The 17,213-nt window shown below is 54.4% G+C and carries 17 protein-coding genes; 4 read left to right on the top strand and 13 right to left on the bottom strand.

Going from position 1 to position 17,213, the window contains the following annotated elements; translation table 11 throughout:
* Positions 1–10: 10 nt before the first annotated feature.
* From sufS to FZF21_RS09205, 7 genes are all read right to left on the bottom strand, one after another.
* Positions 11–1,231, bottom strand: a complete 1,221-nt coding sequence (gene sufS, locus FZF21_RS09235) for a cysteine desulfurase SufS (RefSeq protein WP_017693567.1) — start codon at positions 1,229–1,231, stop codon at positions 11–13.
* On the bottom strand, positions 1,228–2,499 hold the full coding sequence (sufD, locus tag FZF21_RS09230) for a Fe-S cluster assembly protein SufD (protein WP_015570707.1): 1,272 nt from the start codon (positions 2,497–2,499) through the stop codon (positions 1,228–1,230). The genes sufS and sufD overlap by 4 nt, the downstream gene beginning before the upstream one ends.
* Positions 2,474–3,220, bottom strand: a complete 747-nt coding sequence (sufC, locus tag FZF21_RS09225; protein WP_003857736.1) for a Fe-S cluster assembly ATPase SufC — start codon at positions 3,218–3,220, stop codon at positions 2,474–2,476. Before sufC ends, sufD begins: the two co-directional genes overlap by 26 nt.
* Positions 3,221–3,229: 9 nt before the next feature.
* Positions 3,230–4,720, bottom strand: coding sequence for a Fe-S cluster assembly protein SufB (gene sufB, locus FZF21_RS09220; RefSeq protein ID WP_047737624.1), 1,491 nt, complete (start codon positions 4,718–4,720; stop codon positions 3,230–3,232).
* Positions 4,721–4,728: 8 nt separating this feature from the next.
* A complete protein-coding gene (gene sufA, locus FZF21_RS09215) occupies positions 4,729–5,097 on the bottom strand; it encodes a Fe-S cluster assembly scaffold SufA (protein WP_017384628.1) in 369 nt (122 codons plus the stop codon).
* 321 nt (positions 5,098–5,418) lie between these two features.
* On the bottom strand, positions 5,419–6,147 hold the full coding sequence (locus FZF21_RS09210) for a MerR family transcriptional regulator (protein ID WP_017384631.1): 729 nt from the start codon (positions 6,145–6,147) through the stop codon (positions 5,419–5,421).
* 188 nt (positions 6,148–6,335) lie between these two features.
* Complete coding sequence (locus FZF21_RS09205) at positions 6,336–7,556, bottom strand: diguanylate phosphodiesterase (RefSeq protein ID WP_015570710.1); 1,221 nt, start codon at positions 7,554–7,556, stop codon at positions 6,336–6,338.
* A 339-nt stretch (positions 7,557–7,895) separates the two neighbouring features.
* On the opposite strand from FZF21_RS09205, the gene ycgZ reads away from it, so the two are divergent.
* The 4 genes from ycgZ to fdhF all read left to right on the top strand — a co-directional run bounded on the left by ycgZ (position 7,896) and on the right by fdhF (position 11,107).
* Positions 7,896–8,135 (top strand): regulatory protein YcgZ, encoded by a 240-nt coding sequence (gene ycgZ / locus FZF21_RS09200; RefSeq protein ID WP_017384632.1) that lies wholly within the window; start codon positions 7,896–7,898, stop codon positions 8,133–8,135.
* Positions 8,136–8,139: 4 nt separating this feature from the next.
* Entirely contained in the window at positions 8,140–8,460 is a 321-nt protein-coding gene (locus FZF21_RS09195) for a hypothetical protein (RefSeq protein WP_045892962.1), read from the top strand.
* Positions 8,461–8,489: 29 nt separating this feature from the next.
* Positions 8,490–8,768, top strand: a complete 279-nt coding sequence (locus tag FZF21_RS09190; RefSeq protein ID WP_032653318.1) for a biofilm/acid-resistance regulator YmgB/AriR — start codon at positions 8,490–8,492, stop codon at positions 8,766–8,768.
* Positions 8,769–8,956: 188 nt separating this feature from the next.
* Positions 8,957–11,107, top strand: a complete 2,151-nt coding sequence (fdhF, locus tag FZF21_RS09185) for a formate dehydrogenase subunit alpha (RefSeq protein WP_149120974.1) — start codon at positions 8,957–8,959, stop codon at positions 11,105–11,107.
* 49 nt (positions 11,108–11,156) lie between these two features.
* On the opposite strand, the gene FZF21_RS09180 is transcribed toward fdhF, so the two are convergent.
* The 6 genes from FZF21_RS09180 to FZF21_RS09155 are packed head-to-tail and all read right to left on the bottom strand — an operon-like array spanning position 11,157 to position 17,160.
* Positions 11,157–11,810 carry a LuxR C-terminal-related transcriptional regulator gene (locus FZF21_RS09180; protein ID WP_045907493.1) on the bottom strand — a complete coding sequence of 218 codons (654 nt, stop codon included), beginning with the start codon at positions 11,808–11,810 and terminating at the stop codon, positions 11,157–11,159.
* A gap of 41 nt (positions 11,811–11,851) precedes the next feature.
* Positions 11,852–12,364 carry a fimbrial protein gene (locus FZF21_RS09175; protein ID WP_045141507.1) on the bottom strand — a complete coding sequence of 171 codons (513 nt, stop codon included), beginning with the start codon at positions 12,362–12,364 and terminating at the stop codon, positions 11,852–11,854.
* Between the two features lie 11 nt (positions 12,365–12,375).
* On the bottom strand, positions 12,376–13,323 hold the full coding sequence (locus FZF21_RS09170) for a fimbrial protein (protein WP_047057685.1): 948 nt from the start codon (positions 13,321–13,323) through the stop codon (positions 12,376–12,378).
* A 1-nt stretch (position 13,324) separates the two neighbouring features.
* On the bottom strand, positions 13,325–15,868 hold the full coding sequence (locus tag FZF21_RS09165; protein ID WP_149120975.1) for a fimbria/pilus outer membrane usher protein: 2,544 nt from the start codon (positions 15,866–15,868) through the stop codon (positions 13,325–13,327).
* Positions 15,869–15,895: 27 nt separating this feature from the next.
* Positions 15,896–16,573, bottom strand: a complete 678-nt coding sequence (locus FZF21_RS09160; protein ID WP_108393727.1) for a molecular chaperone — start codon at positions 16,571–16,573, stop codon at positions 15,896–15,898.
* A 56-nt stretch (positions 16,574–16,629) separates the two neighbouring features.
* Positions 16,630–17,160, bottom strand: coding sequence for a fimbrial protein (locus FZF21_RS09155; RefSeq protein WP_149120976.1), 531 nt, complete (start codon positions 17,158–17,160; stop codon positions 16,630–16,632).
* Positions 17,161–17,213 lie beyond the last annotated feature (53 nt).

Here is a 17,213-nt window from a genome sequence, read left to right as displayed (position 1 = left end):
CGCCTCTCCGTTAGCCAAGCAGCTGGTGAATACGTTTTAGTCCCGCCACCAGTCTGTCGACCTCTTCCGTTGTGTTGTACATCACCAGCGATGCGCGGCACATGGCCGGTACCTGATAATACGCCATCAGCGGCATCGCGCAGTGATGCCCGGTACGCACGGCGACGCCGTAATTATCAAGGAAACTGCCCACATCATAGGCGTGATGCTTGCCGAGGTTGAAGGCTATCACACCCAGACGGTCAGCAGGGCCATATAAGGTCAGTTCCGGGACGCTGGCCAGCTCCTGCAAGGCATAATGCATCAGCTGCTGTTCGTACTCCTGAATCGCCGCCAGCCCCGTTTCAGAGACGTAGCTAATGGCCGCGCCCAGCCCGATGATCCCGCCCGTGTTGGGCGTACCCGCCTCGAAGCGCCAGGGCGCACGGGCGTAGGTTGTGCCGTCCGTCAGGCTGACGGTGGCGATCATTGACCCGCCCCCTTCCCACGGCGGCATGGCCTGGAGAATGTCCTCTTTCACATACAACACGCCGATGCCCGTCGGGCCATACAGCTTGTGCCCGGAGAAGACGTAGAAATCGCAGTCCAGAGCCTGAACGTCAACCGCATGGTGCATCACCGCCTGGGCGCCATCAATCAACACTTTCGCACCAACCTGATGGGCTTTGTCGACGATCAGCGCCACCGGATTTTCCGTCCCCAGCACGTTTGAAACGTGGGTCACCGCCACCAGCCGCGTTCTGTCGTCCAGCAGGGCGTCCAGCTTTTCCAGCTGGAGCGTGCCGTCTTCATTCAGGGGGATCACCCGCAGTTGCGCCCCCACACGCTCACAGAGCATCTGCCAGGGCACGATGTTGGCATGGTGCTCCATCTGGGTGATGATGATGTTATCCCCCGCGTGCACCTGCGCATTGCCCCAGCTGTTAGCCACCAGGTTGATCCCTTCGGTGGTGCCGCGCACGAATACCAGCTCTTCCGGCGAACGCGCGTTGAGGAAGGCCGCAACCTGAGTGCGCACGTTTTCCATGCGCTGGGTCGCCTCGGCGCTCAGGGTGTGGATCCCGCGATGTACCGCCGCATAACCGTGGCGGTAAAACTCGGCTTCCGCATCCACCACCTGATTTGGTTTTTGCGCGCTGGCCGCACTGTCGAGATAGGCCAGCGGCAGACCGTTCACTTCACGGGTCAGTACCGGAAAATCTGCCCGGACTTTCTCTACGGGAAATGTCATGCTTCGCCTCCAGGCAGACGCTGACCGATACGGGCCAGCACCTGCTGTTTAAGTCCGCCATCGGGCAGCGCTTCCGTCAGCTCAGCCGCAAAGGCGTAAATAATCATCTTTTGCGCGGCCTGCTGGTCTATCCCGCGCGAGCGCAGGTAGAACATCTGCTCATCGTCAATACGCCCGACCGTCGCGCCGTGGCTGCATTTCACGTCGTCCGCATAGATTTCCAGCTGTGGTTTGGTGTCCACCTCTGCCAGACGTCCCAGCAAGAGGTTGTTGTTGGTCATCTGCCCGTCAGTTTTGATGGCGTGCTGCGCCACGTTGATCAGGCCGTTAAACACCGCACGTCCTTTGTCGCTGACGATGGTTTTGTGCAGCTGACGGCTGTTGCAGTAGCCTTTGTTATGCTCAAGCCAGGTGCGCGTGTCGCACACTTCTGACTTCACCGGCATCGCCAGGCTGTTAATACGCAGCGTAGTGTTTTCACCGTTCAGCTGGGTGCTGGTATTGTGGCGCAGCACCGCGCCGCCAAGCAGGAAGCTGTGGCTGTACGCCGCGGCATCCTGGCCCAGCAGAATATCGTTGTGGGCGAAGTGGTGACTGAGCGGATTCTCAAACGCCAGCTTGATGTGGTGCAGCTGGGCATTGGCCGCCACGTTCATCGTCAGACGCGAACCGGTAAAATGACGGGTGTCGTTAAGGCTGACGTAATGCTCGATCACCGTCGCCTCCGCCCCTTCTGCCAGCTCAAGATGGTGGCGATAGTGGGCGGTGTTAATCTCATCACCCTCAACGCCCTGGGTGATATGCATCAGCAGCAGCGGTTTCGCCGGGCGCTGGTTACGCTTAACGCGAATATGGGTGACAGATTGCGACAGGCTCTCTGTCAGGTGCAGGAAGACTTCAGGCTGAACGGGCGCGTTCAGCGACTGACGTTCATCGTTAATGACGATATCGAACCCGCTCTCCTGCACGCTGTCGCTCAGCTCCGCACGGAACAGACCGTCGACAAACACCAGACGCACGGCATCCACGCTCAGCGCCAGCATGTCGCGCTGATCGGGGCTGACCTGCGCCAGACGGGTGACAAACTCGCCGTTCAGCAGGCCATCCAGCGGGGTATATTTCCAGTTCTCATGTTTACGCGTCGGTAAACCGAGACGCAGCATCTGCTGGAGATGGTGCTGAGCCTGTTCAGAGCGCGCTCCACCCTGCGCTTCAAACAGCCGGTGCCACTGCTGAAGTGCATTACTGCTGTTCGGTAAGCCAGCCATAACCCTGCTCCTCCAGTTGTTTAACCAGCGTAAAGTCACCGGATTTCACAATGCGTCCCTGGTAAAGCACGTGGACATAGTCCGGTTTGATGTAATCCAGAATTCGCTGATAGTGAGTCACGATGATAAATGAGCGGTTGCCGTCACGCAGGGAGTTCACCCCGTCGGCAACGATCTTCAGGGCATCGATATCCAGCCCTGAATCGGTCTCATCGAGAATGCACAGCGCCGGTTCCAGAACCGCCATTTGCAGAATATCGTTACGTTTCTTCTCACCGCCGGAGAAACCCACGTTTACCGAGCGGGTCAACAGATCTTCCGGCATTTTCAGCAGCTTAATCTTTTCTTCCATCAGATCCTGGAAGTCAAAGCGATCCAGCGCCTCAAGGCCGCGATACTTGCGCACCGCGTTCAGCGCGGTTTGCAGGAAGAACTGGTTGCTGACGCCCGGAATTTCCACCGGATACTGGAAGGCCATAAAGATGCCCTCGCCGGCACGCTCTTCCGGCGACATCTCCAGCAGATCTTTGCCGTTAAACTCAACGGAGCCGCTGGTAACTTCATAATCTTCGCGTCCTGCCAGCGTCGCTGAAAGCGTACTTTTCCCGGAGCCGTTTGGCCCCATGATGGCGTGAACTTCACCCGGTTTGACGTCAAAATTGAGGCCACGCAGGATCTCTTTCTCTTCCACGCTAACCTGTAAATCTTTAATGCTTAACATGTGCTTTCCTTAACCGACGCTGTGTTCAAGACTAATGGCGAGGAGTTTCTGGGCTTCAACGGCAAATTCCAGCGGCAGTTCAGAGAACACGTCCTTACAGAAGCCGTTAACGATCATTGAAATCGCATCTTCTTCACTGATCCCGCGTTGCAGGCAGTAGAAAAGCTGATCTTCACCAATACGTGACGTAGTTGCCTCATGCTCAAGCTGGGCGCTGTTATTGCGGCATTCGACATACGGGAAGGTATGCGCCCCGCAGTCCTCGCCAATCAGCATGGAGTCACACTGGGTGAAGTTACGCGCGTTGGTTGCCGTCGGCATGATTTTCACCAGCCCGCGATAGCTGTTCTGGCTGTGACCGGCAGAGATCCCTTTGGAGATGATGGTCGATTTGGTGTTTTTACCGATGTGGATCATCTTGGTGCCGGTATCGGCCTGCTGATGACCGCTGGTCAGCGCCACGGAGTAAAACTCACCGATGGAGTTGTCGCCGCGCAGAATACAGCTCGGGTATTTCCAGGTAATGGCGGAGCCGGTTTCTGACTGCGTCCAGGACATTTTGCTGTTTTCGCCTTCGCACAGCGCGCGTTTGGTGACGAAGTTCAGAATACCACCGGTGTTGCCGTCGCCCGGGAACCAGTTCTGTACCGTAGAGTACTTCACTTCCGCATCTTTATGGATGATCACCTCCACCACCGCCGCGTGCAGCTGGTAGCTGTCACGCACAGGAGCGGAGCACCCTTCGATGTAGCTAACGTAGCTGCCTTCATCGGCCACCAGGATGGTGCGTTCAAACTGGCCGGTTTTTTCCGCGTTGATGCGGAAATAGGTCGAGAGCTCCATCGGGCAGCGCACGCCTTTCGGCACGTAGATAAAAGTACCGTCTGACGCCACCGCCGCATTCAGTGCCGCGAAGAAGTTATCGTTACTCGGCACCACGGTACCAATATACTTTTTCACCAGCTCGGGGTGATCGTGAATGGCTTCACCAAAGGAACAGAAAATGATCCCCTGCTCCGCCAGTTTTTCACGGTAGGTGGTTGCCACCGAGACGGAGTCAAAAATGGCATCTACCGCCACCTCTTTGCCTTCGCGCACGGGCACGCCGAGCTGATTAAACGCTTCTTCAACTTCTTTGCTCAGGAAACTGTTCTCCGCGCCGGTTTGCTGAACCGCGCCGGGTTGCGAGGCGCAGGTGTCATCACAGCTGCCGCAGGAGGGCGCAGAGTAGTAGCTATAATCCTGATAGTTCAGCTTATCGTAATGCGCTTTCAGCCAGTGGGGTTCTTCCATCTCCAGCCACGCGCGGAATGCGCTCAGGCGAAACTCCAGCATCCACTCCGGCTCGTTACGTTTCGCCGAAATGGCGCGCACGACCTCTTCGTTGATGCCTTTCGCCAGCTCATCGGTTTGCAGCTGCGTGAAGAAACCCTCTTTATAGTTGAGGTGTCCGCCGCTCCAGGTGTTTACATCACTCGTTGCTTCAGTATTACGAGACATAGTACCGCCTATACCCCAAAGCTTTCGCCGCAGCCGCATTCGTTCTGGGCTTTCGGGTTATGAAATTTGAATAACTGGTTTAAACCTTCCCGAACGTAGTCGACTTCGGTTCCATCGATAAACGGCATCGCCTGTAGCGCGACGTATAACTTTGCACCGTCGGTTTCAAAGACCAGATCGTCCTTTTGAGGTTCGGTTACGGTGTCCAGCACGTAGCCAAATCCCGCGCAGCCAGTCTGCTTAACGCCTAAGCGTACGCCGAGGATGTCGGGATTTTTTGCCACCAGCTCATGAATATGCGCCGCCGCCGCGGGCGTCAGCGTTAAGCCACGCCAGGCAAAATCGGCCGGATTGAAGGTTTCTGAATGCAGTTCCATAGGTCCACCTCATCTGATAAGCCACCAGGGCATAACACCATGTTAGTGATAACGATTATCACTTCAACCCCCTACGAGCAGGGGCTTTGGGCTAAACCGCCCTTTTTGGCTTCTTTCATTAAGCATAGACCCTGTGACGGGATGCGGATGGGATGGTTAGATTTGTTCAATGCATTGATAAATAATGCATTTCATAAGAAAGTCGGTAAGATGACGGGCAATGATAAAAATTGTATTGGAAATACCTATTTTTGAGATAGCTATCTTCCAATAAAAAAGCTGACTCGAAAAGACAAAAAGGCCCTGACGGACCCCTTAACATCAGTGATGGAACGAAACGGCGAAACCCTGTTCACGCCAGTGGTCGAGCTGCTCCTGTTGACGAGGCGTAGGCGCTTTACCGGTCCAGACGAAGATTTTTTGCCCGGGGAAGAGTTCAGGACGTGGAGAATCAATCGGCTCAGCCAGCACGTCGATATGCCAGCCTTTGTAGGCAAGACGGGCCGCTTCCAGCCACAAATGCGTACGGTCGTCGCACTCCCACCCAATCAGCAGCGCATCCTTACCTGCTTTTTTTCGCGACTCACCCAGGCTTGCAACGGCAAACTCAATCAGGACACCGTCCAGCAGGCTCGCCATGTGGCGCACCGTATTCTGGTCCTGGTTCATTCGCTGCCGCACAGGGGTGATGATGTTATCTATCAGAACATCCATCGCATGGTCACGGCGGAACTCGCCGATTTTGGCGCGCAGTTTTGCCGGATTGGCATAGCGCAGAACGGTTAACATCTCTTCCTGAAAAGATGCCCAGTTCCCCTGAGTCATTACTTCTGTATTTTCAAGAAGCGCTTTTACTTTACCGACCGAAACACCCGTTTTCATCAGGCGTTTGATCTCTTCGATACGCAGGATATCTTCATCGTCAAACTGACGATGACCCCCTTCGCTTCGCTGCGGCTTCAACAATCCATAACGGCGCTGCCAGGCACGCAGCGTAACGGGGTTGATACCGCATCGTTCGGCCACTTCGCCGATACTGTAATAGGCCATTAACTCCCTCACGCACAATACTTCCATACCTAACCAAACCAACCTTATCAGATTGTACAAATCATTTGTATAACTAACTCCTCGTTCTGAGACAAGTGAATGGCTCAACGAACCACTCACTCGTTAATGTATTGTTGTATAAATTTAGCCGTACGTACAGGTCACTTTTAAGAGTTACGTACAGGTTTTTATAAATCGTACTTTTTCTCGGGCCAGGCAATCGCCGGTATGCCCCCCAGGCGCGGGCTGGCGAAAAGGTGCCCCTGGAACTGAGAAATCCCGGCTGATTCCAGCCACATCCACTCTTCAGCCAACTCTACGCCTACCGCACAGAACAGAATTTCCAGGGACGCGCAGCATTTAATAATTGACTGAATGATCGCCTGACGCGGGCCGCTCTTGTGCACGTTGGCAATCAAATCACGGTTGATCTTGATTCTGTCCGGCTGGAACTGGGCCAGCAGTTGCAGACCGGCGAATCCCGCGCCAAAGTGATCGATGGCCACGCTGATCCCGGCGCTTTTAAGCTGTCTGACCGCGCTGGTGAACTCTTCAAAGCGCGAGATCGCCTCGCTCTCGGTGAACTCGACCACAATTTGCTCCGGCACAAAACCGTTCGCCTCAATTGCCGTCAGTAAAAAATCGACGGCGCCAGGAACATTGACCAGCGTCATCGGCAGCAGATTGATGGACAACGTTTGAGTCTGTAGGCCCAGCGCGCTGGCCATCGACAAAGCCACCTGCTTACTCTTCAGATCCGATTCGTACAGCGCCTCACGCGACAGGTTGGCAAAATAGCTTTCCGGAGACTCACCGGACGGCGTGCGGATCAGGGCTTCCCAGGAAACCACCTGCTGCATAAACGGATCGACGATAGGTTGAAATGCGAAACTACAGTCCGCGCCCTTTGCCACTACTGTCGGCTGGGAGGATAACGGCGTGTTTTCGGTGACAAACTCCCAGGCGTCAGCCGGAGGCAGCTCAAAGTAGTTGGCTTTTTCAGTGGCCTCAACGAAGGTGCGGAAAAATTGCAGGGCGCGATCGTTATAGGTCAGCTGATAGCGGGTTGTGCCTTTATCAAGAACCTGTTGCAGCACTTCGTCGGTATCGTACTGACGAAGGTCAAAGAGCTCCATACCCACGTTGCCAAAACGTCTTGAAGGCCCGTGATCGCTTAACAATTCGACCACGTTGTGATGCCGTGGGTCACGGCAGATGAGCTCATAGATCTCCTTAACGTTATCAGCGGGCCCTTCAAGTAACTGAAAAAAGTGTGTGCCGTTAAACAGCAAAATCCCCGTAACATCGAACTGGCGATTTCTACAATTTGCAGCAGCGACCATGTCTTCCAGCGCTTTAACTGGAACGTCCTCGCAGATATGACTGCGGTAAATGATGGTTGTGAGCATGCTAATCCTGAAGATTGAGGGGGTGACCACGAAAACACGTGGGGAGAACTCTGTTATAGCACATTAATTGCCCAACAAATAATTTACATCTCAACGATTTACACGGCTTTTTTGCGTCATTTACGGGCTTGTACAACTCTGCAACGCCGCTTCGGATTGTACAATATATCTTGTGAATCCCGCAGTAAATCGTATAAGAATAAGCACTTGATAAATAATGATTTTATAAAATATATTATAAAATCTTTAAAAAATTGTACATTTTAAATGTACAGATTTGAAAATTATGTATACCTTAAATGTAACGTTACTGATTACGAAAATTTACAGGAGCGAAACATGCAGCAGAACGGACACCTCGCAGACTCGGCAACAGCGATTGCGCAGTATTTCGAAAAAGCCGCGCTTCCAACCCAACAGGAAACATTGGGTCAGGTTGTTGTTGAAATTCTCAGCGACGGGCGAAATCTGAATCGCAAATCGCTCTGCACAAAACTGTTGAGTCGCCTTGAAAAGGCCAATGGCCCGGAAGAGGAACATCATTATCACATGCTTCTTGGCCTGCTCTTCGAACGTTAATGTCATGAACAGCAGTGATGCAGACAGACTGATCGACCAGCTTATTGGAGAAGCCGCTCTTTCACTTTTGAAGGAGCGCGGTCCCGTGACGACCGAGGGATTGGTTCAGCGTCTGCGTAACATGCAAGCATATGAAACGGATCCCCAGCGGCGGGAGACATTAGCGCGAGTGATAGCTGAAATCAGCTCTGGTACGCTCGCTTTTAAAGGTCGCAGAACCGCACAAGGACGAATACAGAGAGAGGGATCTCTCAAAAATAACCGAGACAATGTAGTGCCGTTATTTGGAAATGGAAAACCGTCCGATCCTAAAAAGATACATTGACTACAACTTTACAGCTACGGTGAAAACAAATGAGACAAAATATTCAGCTTCAACCCGAATACCACTCGGCCTTTTTAGATAGCGCGTTGTCGGAGTATTTCCGTCACGCAGGCGATCGCTTTGCTGAAGAGTCTGCCATTTTTTCGACTGCGGTTCGTTGTGTTCTCGCTTCCGAAGGTCATTTGACCAACAAAGCGATCATTCTCTGGCTAATCCAGGCGCTGGAATCCACCGACGATGTCGTTAAGGCGGATGTGATCCGCAAGACGCTGGAAATTGTCGTCGGTTACACCATGGACGATCTTTAACGCCTCCCCCATCCCTACGGATAGCGTGTCATCGTCAATTGTGACGAACATACTGACGATGACACACCCTCTCTCCACAAACGCCCTGTTAATCAAGAACGCTGAATGTGGCATGGATCCTGCTTAGTCCGCTAAGGGACTGGGCTTTCCAGTAAACATTGCTTCATTTCTTAACAGGTCTGTTATTGATGAAAAAAATCGCCAGCGTCTGCCCCTACTGCGGTGCAGGCTGCAAACTAAACCTCGTCGTAAAAAATAACCGCATTATCCGTGCCGAAGCCGCTGATGGCGTAACCAATCAGGGCACGCTTTGCCTGAAAGGTTTCTACGGCTGGGACTTTCTTAACGACACACGGCTGCTTACCCCCCGTCTGAAGCAGCCCATGATCCGCTACAGCAAAGGCGAGGCCTTTACCCCTGTTACCTGGGAAGAGGCCATTCGCTATACCGCTCACAGGCTTAAAAGCATCAAAGAACAGTATGGCCCTCGGTCCATTATGACCACGGGTTCCTCACGGGGAACGGGCAATGAGACCAACTATGTGATGCAAAAATTTGCCCGAGCGGTGCTGAATACTAACAACGTCGACTGCTGCGCCCGCGTCTGTCACGGTCCGTCCGTTGCCGGTTTACAGGAGACCCTCGGCAACGGCGCCATGAGCAATTCCATTAACGATATTGAAAACTCAAAATGCCTGCTGGTATTCGGCTATAACTGCGCCGACTCTCACCCCATCGTCGCCCGACGCGTGCTTAAAGCACGTGAAAATGGCGCTAAAATCATCGTCTGCGATCCGCGTCATATTGAAACGGCACGCATTGCCGATCTTCATCTTCAGCTAAAAAATGGCAGTAACATGGCGCTGGTCAATGCCTTTGGCTATGTCCTGCTGGAAGAGGAACTGTACGACAAAAACTACGTTGCCCGCTTTACCGAAGGGCTTGAGGTGTACCGGCTGACGGTAAAAGATTACGCACCCGAGCAGGTTGAACATCTGACGGGGATCCGCGCGCGGGATGTTCGTCAGGCAATGCGCATGTTCGCAGCGGCGCCTTCAGCAACGGTGATGTGGGGGATGGGCGTCACGCAGTTTGGTCAGGCGGTCGATGTGGTGAAAGGTCTCTCCAGCCTGGCGCTGCTGACCGGCAACCTGGGCCGCCCTGCCGTCGGCGTGGGTCCGGTTCGCGGGCAAAATAACGTTCAGGGTGCCTGCGATATGGGCGTTCTGCCCAATATGTTCCCCGGCTACCAGGACGTCACTGACCCGGCGGTCAGACTGAAATTTGCCGATGCGTGGAAAATCAATGTCAACCGGATGGACGATCGCGTCGGGACGCGTATCACCGAAGTGCCGCATCTCGCGCTGGAAGGAAAGATCAAAGCGTATTACATCATGGGGGAAGATCCGCTTCAGACAGAAGCCGATCTGGGTCTAGTCCGCCGCGGCTTTGAGGCGCTCGATTTTGTGGTGGTTCAGGACATCTTTATGACCAAAACGGCAGAGGTGGCTGACGTGCTGCTCCCTGCCACCTCATGGGGAGAACACGCCGGCGTGTTCACCTGTGCCGATCGCGGCTTCCAGCGTTTCGGCAAAGCCATTGAGGCCAGCGGCAACGTGAAGCGCGACTGGGAGATCATCAGCCTGCTGGCCACGGAGATGGGCTATCCCATGCATTACGAGGATAACCAGCAGATCTGGGACGAAATGCGCGAGCTGTGCCCCCTCTTCTACGGCGTGACCTACGAAAAAATGGGCGAGATGGGCCATGTGCAGTGGCCTTGCCCATCCCTCGATCATCCCGGCACCCCCTACCTGTACAAGGATAATCAGTTCGACACCCCTACTGGCAAAGGACAGCTATTTGCCGCCCCCTGGCGCGCCCCGGCGGAGACACCGGATGCGGATTACCCGCTGGTACTGTGCACGGTGCGCGAAGTGGGTCACTACTCCTGTCGCTCAATGACCGGGAACTGCGCGGCGCTGCAAAGCCTGGCCGACGAGCCGGGCCGGGTGCAAATGAACCCGGCCGATGCGGATGAACGGGGGATTGCCGAGGGCCAGCTGGTCTGGGTACGTTCACGCCGGGGTAAAGTGATCACGCGCGCCAGCATCAGCGAGCGCATCAATGCGGGAGCAATCTATATGACCTACCAGTGGTGGATTGGCGCCTGTAATGAGCTGACGCAGGATAATCTCGACCCGATCTCCAGAACGCCGGAAACGAAATATTGCGCCGTGCAGCTGGAGGCGATCGAGGACCAGCGCTGGGCGGAGGATTTTGCGGCTTCCGCATACCAGACCATGAAGACGCGGTTGATCGCTGCGGTTAATGTTTAAATGCATTGCCGGGTAGCTATCGCTGCCCGGCCCGCTATCCGCTGCCGTTTCAGGCTATTTGTTGTGCATAATTATTTTCCAGGTAATCGCGAAGCAGGTTCGGACGGCTCTTTTTCTCCATCAGCCTTCTCAACAGTACGATCAGCTCGTAATCGCTTCGCAGATTAAATTTCTGCATCATCATATATTTATGGGTAAAGACCGTTTTTTCGCTCATCTTCAACGCGTTCGCGGTCTGCACCACCGACAGCCCCCGGTAAAAATTGACCATAATACGAATCTGTTGCCGGGATAAACCTTTATGCTGGCAGTCGAAACAGGTCTTTTTATTCAACGTGTAACCTGGTAATTGCGTCCTGAACCACGCGATAAACAGAACGCCGCTAATACGGTCAAGCGACGCCCGGCGCGGAAGAAAAATAATGTCCTGAAAGCAGGAAGGCAGCGCCGAAAAGCGCAGCTCATCGTCGACGAGACCTATCACAATTCCTTTTTGCCGGGCCAGTAACTCCGGAAAACAGGTCAGCGTTTCCCCCTGACATAATGAAAGAACAATAATATCGGCCTGGCTGACGTTTTCATTTGTCAGCGCCAGGTGAAATGTGATGGAGCGATGAAAGTTATGCTTAAAAAAATCTTCGAAAAAGCTCTGTAGCCCAGCCTGAAAAAACAGATCCGTTTCCTGAATCAGAATATTTAACATAGTTCACACCAACGTCTTTAAAAAAGGCTTATCACCGGCATTTAGTTGTACTGCATCGTCATCACCACAACCGCAATGATGCTCCCCGGCGTGGCGCCTCCCGGCATAGATTTTACCGAGGCCAGCATAGCCATTGTCGCGGTTCTGTCCGCGGCAATGGTCTGGGTCATACTGGTGCCTGTTCCTTTAAGCGCGCCGGTTTGGGCATCGCGCATGGCTATCGCCACATGCGTGGCCGAACCGCTGTTCATAAAATAGTCCGCACCCGCCTCGGGATCGGGGCTGCCGGTGAAAGCGACGGTCACACTCTGCGTTCCGGTTGGGCACTGGGTAAACAGCAGACTGAAAGGCACCGGATCCGATGTTGAGCCCGGCGTCGCCATATTGGTTGCCTGAATATTGCCCAGGTTGACATCAAGGCTGTTGCTGCCGCCATTAAATATGCACGGCGACGCAACGATATTTCCCGTCACACCGATGTTGACGCTATCAGCGGAGCATACCTTCCCGCTGAGTAAGGCAAGTAACAGCAGTGTCCTGCATCTTATTTTCATCTTCTTACCTGCTACTGGTAGGTCACATTAAGGGTGGCGGAGGCATTCGCTGAACCTGACTCCACGCGGGTTAACGTCTGGTAATATCGGGCCGTTAATGGCAACGTCTCTTGCCCCCCGGCAGACTGCCGCAAGAATAGTCGGCTGTTCATCACCAGCGGTGCACCGTTATAGATAAGCTGCACCCCCACCCCTTTCGCAGTGCCGGCATTTCCCTGCCCGGTTAAGGCCATCACGCTGGTATTGGCGCTGTCCGGGTTCTGTATTCCACTGAGCGAGACCGTAATATTGGTTCCGGCGGCGCAGGTCAGGCCCAGGTTTTGCGTGTTTTGTGCTCCCGCTGGCGTGGTGCCCACCACGGTGCCGAACGCCGAGGCGGGAATATCCCCTATCGGAAACGTCAGCTGGGCCGTATTCACCGTGCACGCCAGTGCATTGATGGTGCCGGAGGTGAGCTGCGTGGTCAGACCGTCACGGTAGAGGCCATCGCTTCCCTGAAGCGTCACGACACCGATCGTCCCGGGGGTTAATGCCCCCGATGAGACCGGCCCCGTCACCACCAGCTCAATCCTCCCGCCGTACCAGTCCACATAGGAGGTCTGCGCATTGTACGAGAACGTATTGCTCGGGTTTTCAAAATAGCCGTTGGAAGAAAAGCGTATCCCTATCCCGCTGACGTTCGTGTTGTAAACATGGTTGCCGTAGCTGCTCAACGTGGCGCCGTTGTAGCGCAGGCTGAATCCCAGCATCAGCGGATTCGTACACCCGGTAAGATAGGAGCCTGTGGCTGACGCCGCGCCAGAAAATACCACCGTGCCGACAGGCGCATCGCGCTGCACGTTGATCGTCCCCACGGACAGGGTGGAAAGCTGCGGGGTGATGGTGGTGCAGGTACCGGCCCGAGCGATACTTCCCGCCGCGAGCAAACAGAGCAGCAGCATCGCGTTAAGACATTTCATGTTAGCGTTCCTGACGGCAGGTGGCGTGCATATCAGCGATCCCACCGTACGTTGAGTGATTCGGCAGCGTGAAATCAGCGCGGCATTGCTGACTGGATTGACTTCCCCATGTAGCGACTAACGTTCCCTGCTCGCGCATCCCGGTTAAATAGACCTGACCGCGATCGCCGACAATAAAACTGCCGCTGTCATCACCCACAAGGGTGACCACCGCCCCAAACGGAACGGCGCGGTCGTTGTCGGTCAAGGTCATCAGCACCCGGCGACCTGACTTCGGCAGATAATCGGCTCTCACCACCGCTCCCCGCGTCGGCGTCACCGTGCGGGTGTTGATCTCCAGCTCGACATCGTCCGGCATCGTTTCCGGGTCGAGGGTGAGATCGTTTTTCCGGTAGACAGAAAGGTTGCTCACGACCGTATATCCGCGAAAATCTGTCCGTACACCGGGCTGATTGCGGATATCCACGTCGTGGGCGCCGGGGGCTTTGATTAAGACGCTGGTCTCCCCCAGCGGCTGGGAAAGCGTGATGCCATCAGCATGGGCGAGAATGCCGCCTTGCAGCCCGTAATTCAGGCGTTCACTGTTTTTGTCATAACCATAACCTGCTGTGACTTCGCCATAGGCGCCTTTGTAGTCCGCGTTAACATTGCCGGTATAGCCCACGCCCTCTGTTCCGTATCCCTGCTGTACGTTCCAGTTCAGGGCACGGTTCTCGAGCGCTACCCCGTTCAGGCCGACGTTATGCGTCGTCCCGTTATTCCCGCTGGCGTTCATGCCATAGTTAGCCCATGTCTGCGGCAAAAATTTATCCAGCGGAATGCTGACGTTGAACGCCAGAAGCTGGTCATGGTCAGCGTTTTTTTGGCTGTCGCGGGTTTCTGACGCTGAGCGGACATTTTTGCTGTAAGTCCATGTCAGGCCATAGCTGATGTTATGCCAGTAGTTGCTATAGCCGACGCTCCACGAAGCCATCGACTTACCGTCATTCCAGTAATCTTCCCGCGCCGCACTGAGGGTAAGCGCGCCCAGGTTGTCCCCCAGCGTCTGGCTCATCGTCAGCTCGGCACGGTTACGTCGCCTGTCATGAAGCGCGCTGCTGTCGCCGTAAGAATCGAGGACGTCCTGCATCCCGTAATAGCCGCGGGTCGAGTAGCGATACCCGGCAATCGAAAAGTTGGTCCCGGTATTGATAAAATTCTTGCTGTATCGGGCCCGCCACGACTGACCGTTTGTTTTCGCGGCATGCTCCGGCGTTGACCAGCCCTGAGTGACGTCTGCGGATACAGCCCCGAGATCGCCCATATTCTTGCCCACCCCCAGAGCCGCCGACTGGTACTTATCTGCCCCCTGGACGCCGCCATAGAGCGTAATACCGTGAGGGAGGCCGTAAATTCCGGTCAATTGCCCGAAGGGGGTTTTCTCCACGCTACGGTTATACGAGCGATACTGCCCGGCGGTAAGGGCATATTTCAGGCGCCCCTCCCGTTGCAGGACCGGCAGCGAAGCGTACGGCAGGGTGAAATGTTGCTCACTACCATCAGCTTCGACGATCGTGACATCAAGGTCTCCCGCGCCGCCGGTGGGATACATATCCGCGATCTCAAACGCGCCCGGTGCCACATAGCTTTGGTAGATTTGATAGCCATTCTGACGCACCACGACCTGCGCGTTAGTTCGCGCAATACCGCGCACCACCGGCGCATAGCCTTTCAGGGAATCCGGCAGCATATCGTCGTCGGACGCCAGCTGGACGCCGCGAAACGGCATGCTGTCAAAGACATCGGCAGGCGCGGAACTGTCTCCGAGCGTAAGCTGGGCTTGCAGGGGAATAATCGCGCGCTGCATCAAGGTATAGACGTTGTCCCACTTATCCTGGCCGGACGCATCGCGGGACCAGGTGGTGTAGTTGCGTAACCGCCAGGGACCGACGTTGATCCCCGGCCGCAGGTTTGCATACTGGCTGTCGCTGCGGGTGCCTGCCCCGCTTCTTGCCCGGCTGTTTGCCCCACTCAGGCTGTAGTTGAGCATGGCCGCGGTAATGCCTTCATCCCACATATCCGGCGGAACGTAACCTCTCGCTGGCAGGTCTATAGCCGCCTGTGGAATGCTAATCGCCAGACGCTGGGCGCCAAACTGGAAATCCGCGCTGGCCTGTGGGATCGCCCTAAGATCGGCGCATTCACCTTCCCCGGCGGCAAGCTGTGGGAAAAGCGCCGTTTTCACGCCCCACGCTTTTAACTGCCCGATACTCAGGCAAGGCTGCAACGTTTCACTGCCGTTAGCATCCTTCACTGCCATAAAACGAATATCCCGCGTTTCCAGCAGCCGATCGTCAAGAATAATATCAACGTGGTATGTCCCGGGCGCCTGCGAGCCGGATTCAAAGGCAGATAAATCCGCTTTTCCCATTCCGGGATTATCCAGCTCTACCAGTTCCGTATTAAACGTCTCACTGGCATACAGTGTGGGAGAGACACCAGCAAGCGCGAGGGCAATAAATATTGCCAGGCGCGCAGGCTGCATTGCATTCAATGCCGTTGTCATGACGAACACCTGATTAACGCGTAAGGATCACAAACTGGCCCGGTGTAATTCGCCAGGGCTGCCATAATCGTTAATGACTTTAAACGTCAGCGTATTGCCACTGGTTCCGTTCGGTAACGGAAAACGGGCTGTGCCTGAAGGCATCACGTACGTGACATCGTCAAGCTTCTTATTACCCAACGTAATTTCATTGAAATTGATAACGTACGGCGTAGGGTTATTAACCTGAAGGGTATTTCCCGAACGACGCCAGGTTAATTTATTGGCTTGCTCCTCGGGGGTAGACGCACGAAGAGTCTCTGGTCGATAAATTAATTTGATGCGCGTTTTGACGGCAATTTGCAGCGAGTTCATCTGCTTTGAGGCTGAAGGAATAGCTTTAATGTTCAGCCAGAATAAACTCTCCCGCCCCTGAGGCAGTGAGCCGGTCATGACAATACGCTCAAGGTTCTTTTGCCCGCCGTCCAGCCGATACAGTGGTGGCGTAATAATAAAAGGCGCTTTACCCGATTGTTCATCCTGAACATCTATCCACGACTGGATTAAATAAGGAACATTATCAGGATTAGTAATACCTATTGACGCCTCTTTTTTAGTCCCATCAAAAATAATACGGGTGCCGCCAATAATTACTCCTGCACTGACGGATGTTAACGTCAGCGGTAACAGCGCCATAGCCAGGCCCGTTGTCGTGATAAAACGCATTTTAATACCTCATAAAACAAGGGGCCGGGCGGCCCCCTGCTGATTACTGCAATGACTTAGTTGTATACCACTGAGAAGTTTGCGACCGAGTTAGCCGGGCCCGCGGTCACGGATGCCGCGGTGGAGATATACTGCGCGTAGAAGTTCAGCGTATTATCAGCCGTACTGCTGAGTGCATAGGTATAGCTGTTGCTGCCGTGCAGCGGCAGATCGGCTTTATCTGCCGTCATCAGGTTAATCGCCACCCCGGTGGCCGCCCCCGCCACGGACGTATCAATCGCCAGCAGGCTGGCGTTGGTTAGATCCGGCGTACCGTCAAAACGGACTTTTGCATTGGTGACCGTTACCGGACAGTTTTTCAAAATAATATTAAATTGCGTCGCAGCCGTTCTCGCCCCGGTTGTCGGGAATTCCGTTTTGTAATAATCGCCTAATACCACCACCTGATTCTGGGATGCCACATCAACGTCGCAGGCAGAATCCAGAATATTTCCGTTAAAATTAACGGTACCGGCCGCTGCGAATGCATTGGTCATGGTGAGTACAGAACCTGCCGCTAACATTGCCATCATCAATTTTTTATTCATAATTTTATATCCCGTATTACTCTAGTTATTACCGATATTCAGTTAAAGAAATA

It is taken from the genome of Enterobacter sp. LU1 (assembly GCF_008271405.2).
GTDB lineage: Bacteria > Pseudomonadota > Gammaproteobacteria > Enterobacterales > Enterobacteriaceae > Enterobacter > Enterobacter hormaechei_C.
The sequence above is the reverse complement of the archived record's forward strand: the minus strand, read 5'-3'. Positions and strand labels throughout refer to the sequence as shown.

Coding starts and splice junctions, on each gene's coding strand:
- FZF21_RS09190 (WP_032653318.1), top strand. CDS start 8,490: ATGAGACAAAATATTCAGCTTCAACCCGAATACCACTCGGCCTTTTTA.
- FZF21_RS09205 (WP_015570710.1), bottom strand. CDS start 7,556: ATGCTCACAACCATCATTTACCGCAGTCATATCTGCGAGGACGTTCCA.
- FZF21_RS09210 (WP_017384631.1), bottom strand. CDS start 6,147: ATGGCCTATTACAGTATCGGCGAAGTGGCCGAACGATGCGGTATCAAC.
- sufD (WP_015570707.1), bottom strand. CDS start 2,499: ATGGCTGGCTTACCGAACAGCAGTAATGCACTTCAGCAGTGGCACCGG.
- FZF21_RS09160 (WP_108393727.1), bottom strand. CDS start 16,573: ATGCGTTTTATCACGACAACGGGCCTGGCTATGGCGCTGTTACCGCTG.
- sufS (WP_017693567.1), bottom strand. CDS start 1,231: ATGACATTTCCCGTAGAGAAAGTCCGGGCAGATTTTCCGGTACTGACC.
- sufA (WP_017384628.1), bottom strand. CDS start 5,097: ATGGAACTGCATTCAGAAACCTTCAATCCGGCCGATTTTGCCTGGCGT.
- FZF21_RS09175 (WP_045141507.1), bottom strand. CDS start 12,364: ATGAAAATAAGATGCAGGACACTGCTGTTACTTGCCTTACTCAGCGGG.
- FZF21_RS09165 (WP_149120975.1), bottom strand. CDS start 15,868: ATGACAACGGCATTGAATGCAATGCAGCCTGCGCGCCTGGCAATATTT.
- ycgZ (WP_017384632.1), top strand. CDS start 7,896: ATGCAGCAGAACGGACACCTCGCAGACTCGGCAACAGCGATTGCGCAG.
- FZF21_RS09155 (WP_149120976.1), bottom strand. CDS start 17,160: ATGAATAAAAAATTGATGATGGCAATGTTAGCGGCAGGTTCTGTACTC.
- FZF21_RS09195 (WP_045892962.1), top strand. CDS start 8,140: ATGAACAGCAGTGATGCAGACAGACTGATCGACCAGCTTATTGGAGAA.
- FZF21_RS09170 (WP_047057685.1), bottom strand. CDS start 13,323: ATGAAATGTCTTAACGCGATGCTGCTGCTCTGTTTGCTCGCGGCGGGA.
- FZF21_RS09180 (WP_045907493.1), bottom strand. CDS start 11,810: ATGTTAAATATTCTGATTCAGGAAACGGATCTGTTTTTTCAGGCTGGG.
- sufB (WP_047737624.1), bottom strand. CDS start 4,720: ATGTCTCGTAATACTGAAGCAACGAGTGATGTAAACACCTGGAGCGGC.
- fdhF (WP_149120974.1), top strand. CDS start 8,957: ATGAAAAAAATCGCCAGCGTCTGCCCCTACTGCGGTGCAGGCTGCAAA.
- sufC (WP_003857736.1), bottom strand. CDS start 3,220: ATGTTAAGCATTAAAGATTTACAGGTTAGCGTGGAAGAGAAAGAGATC.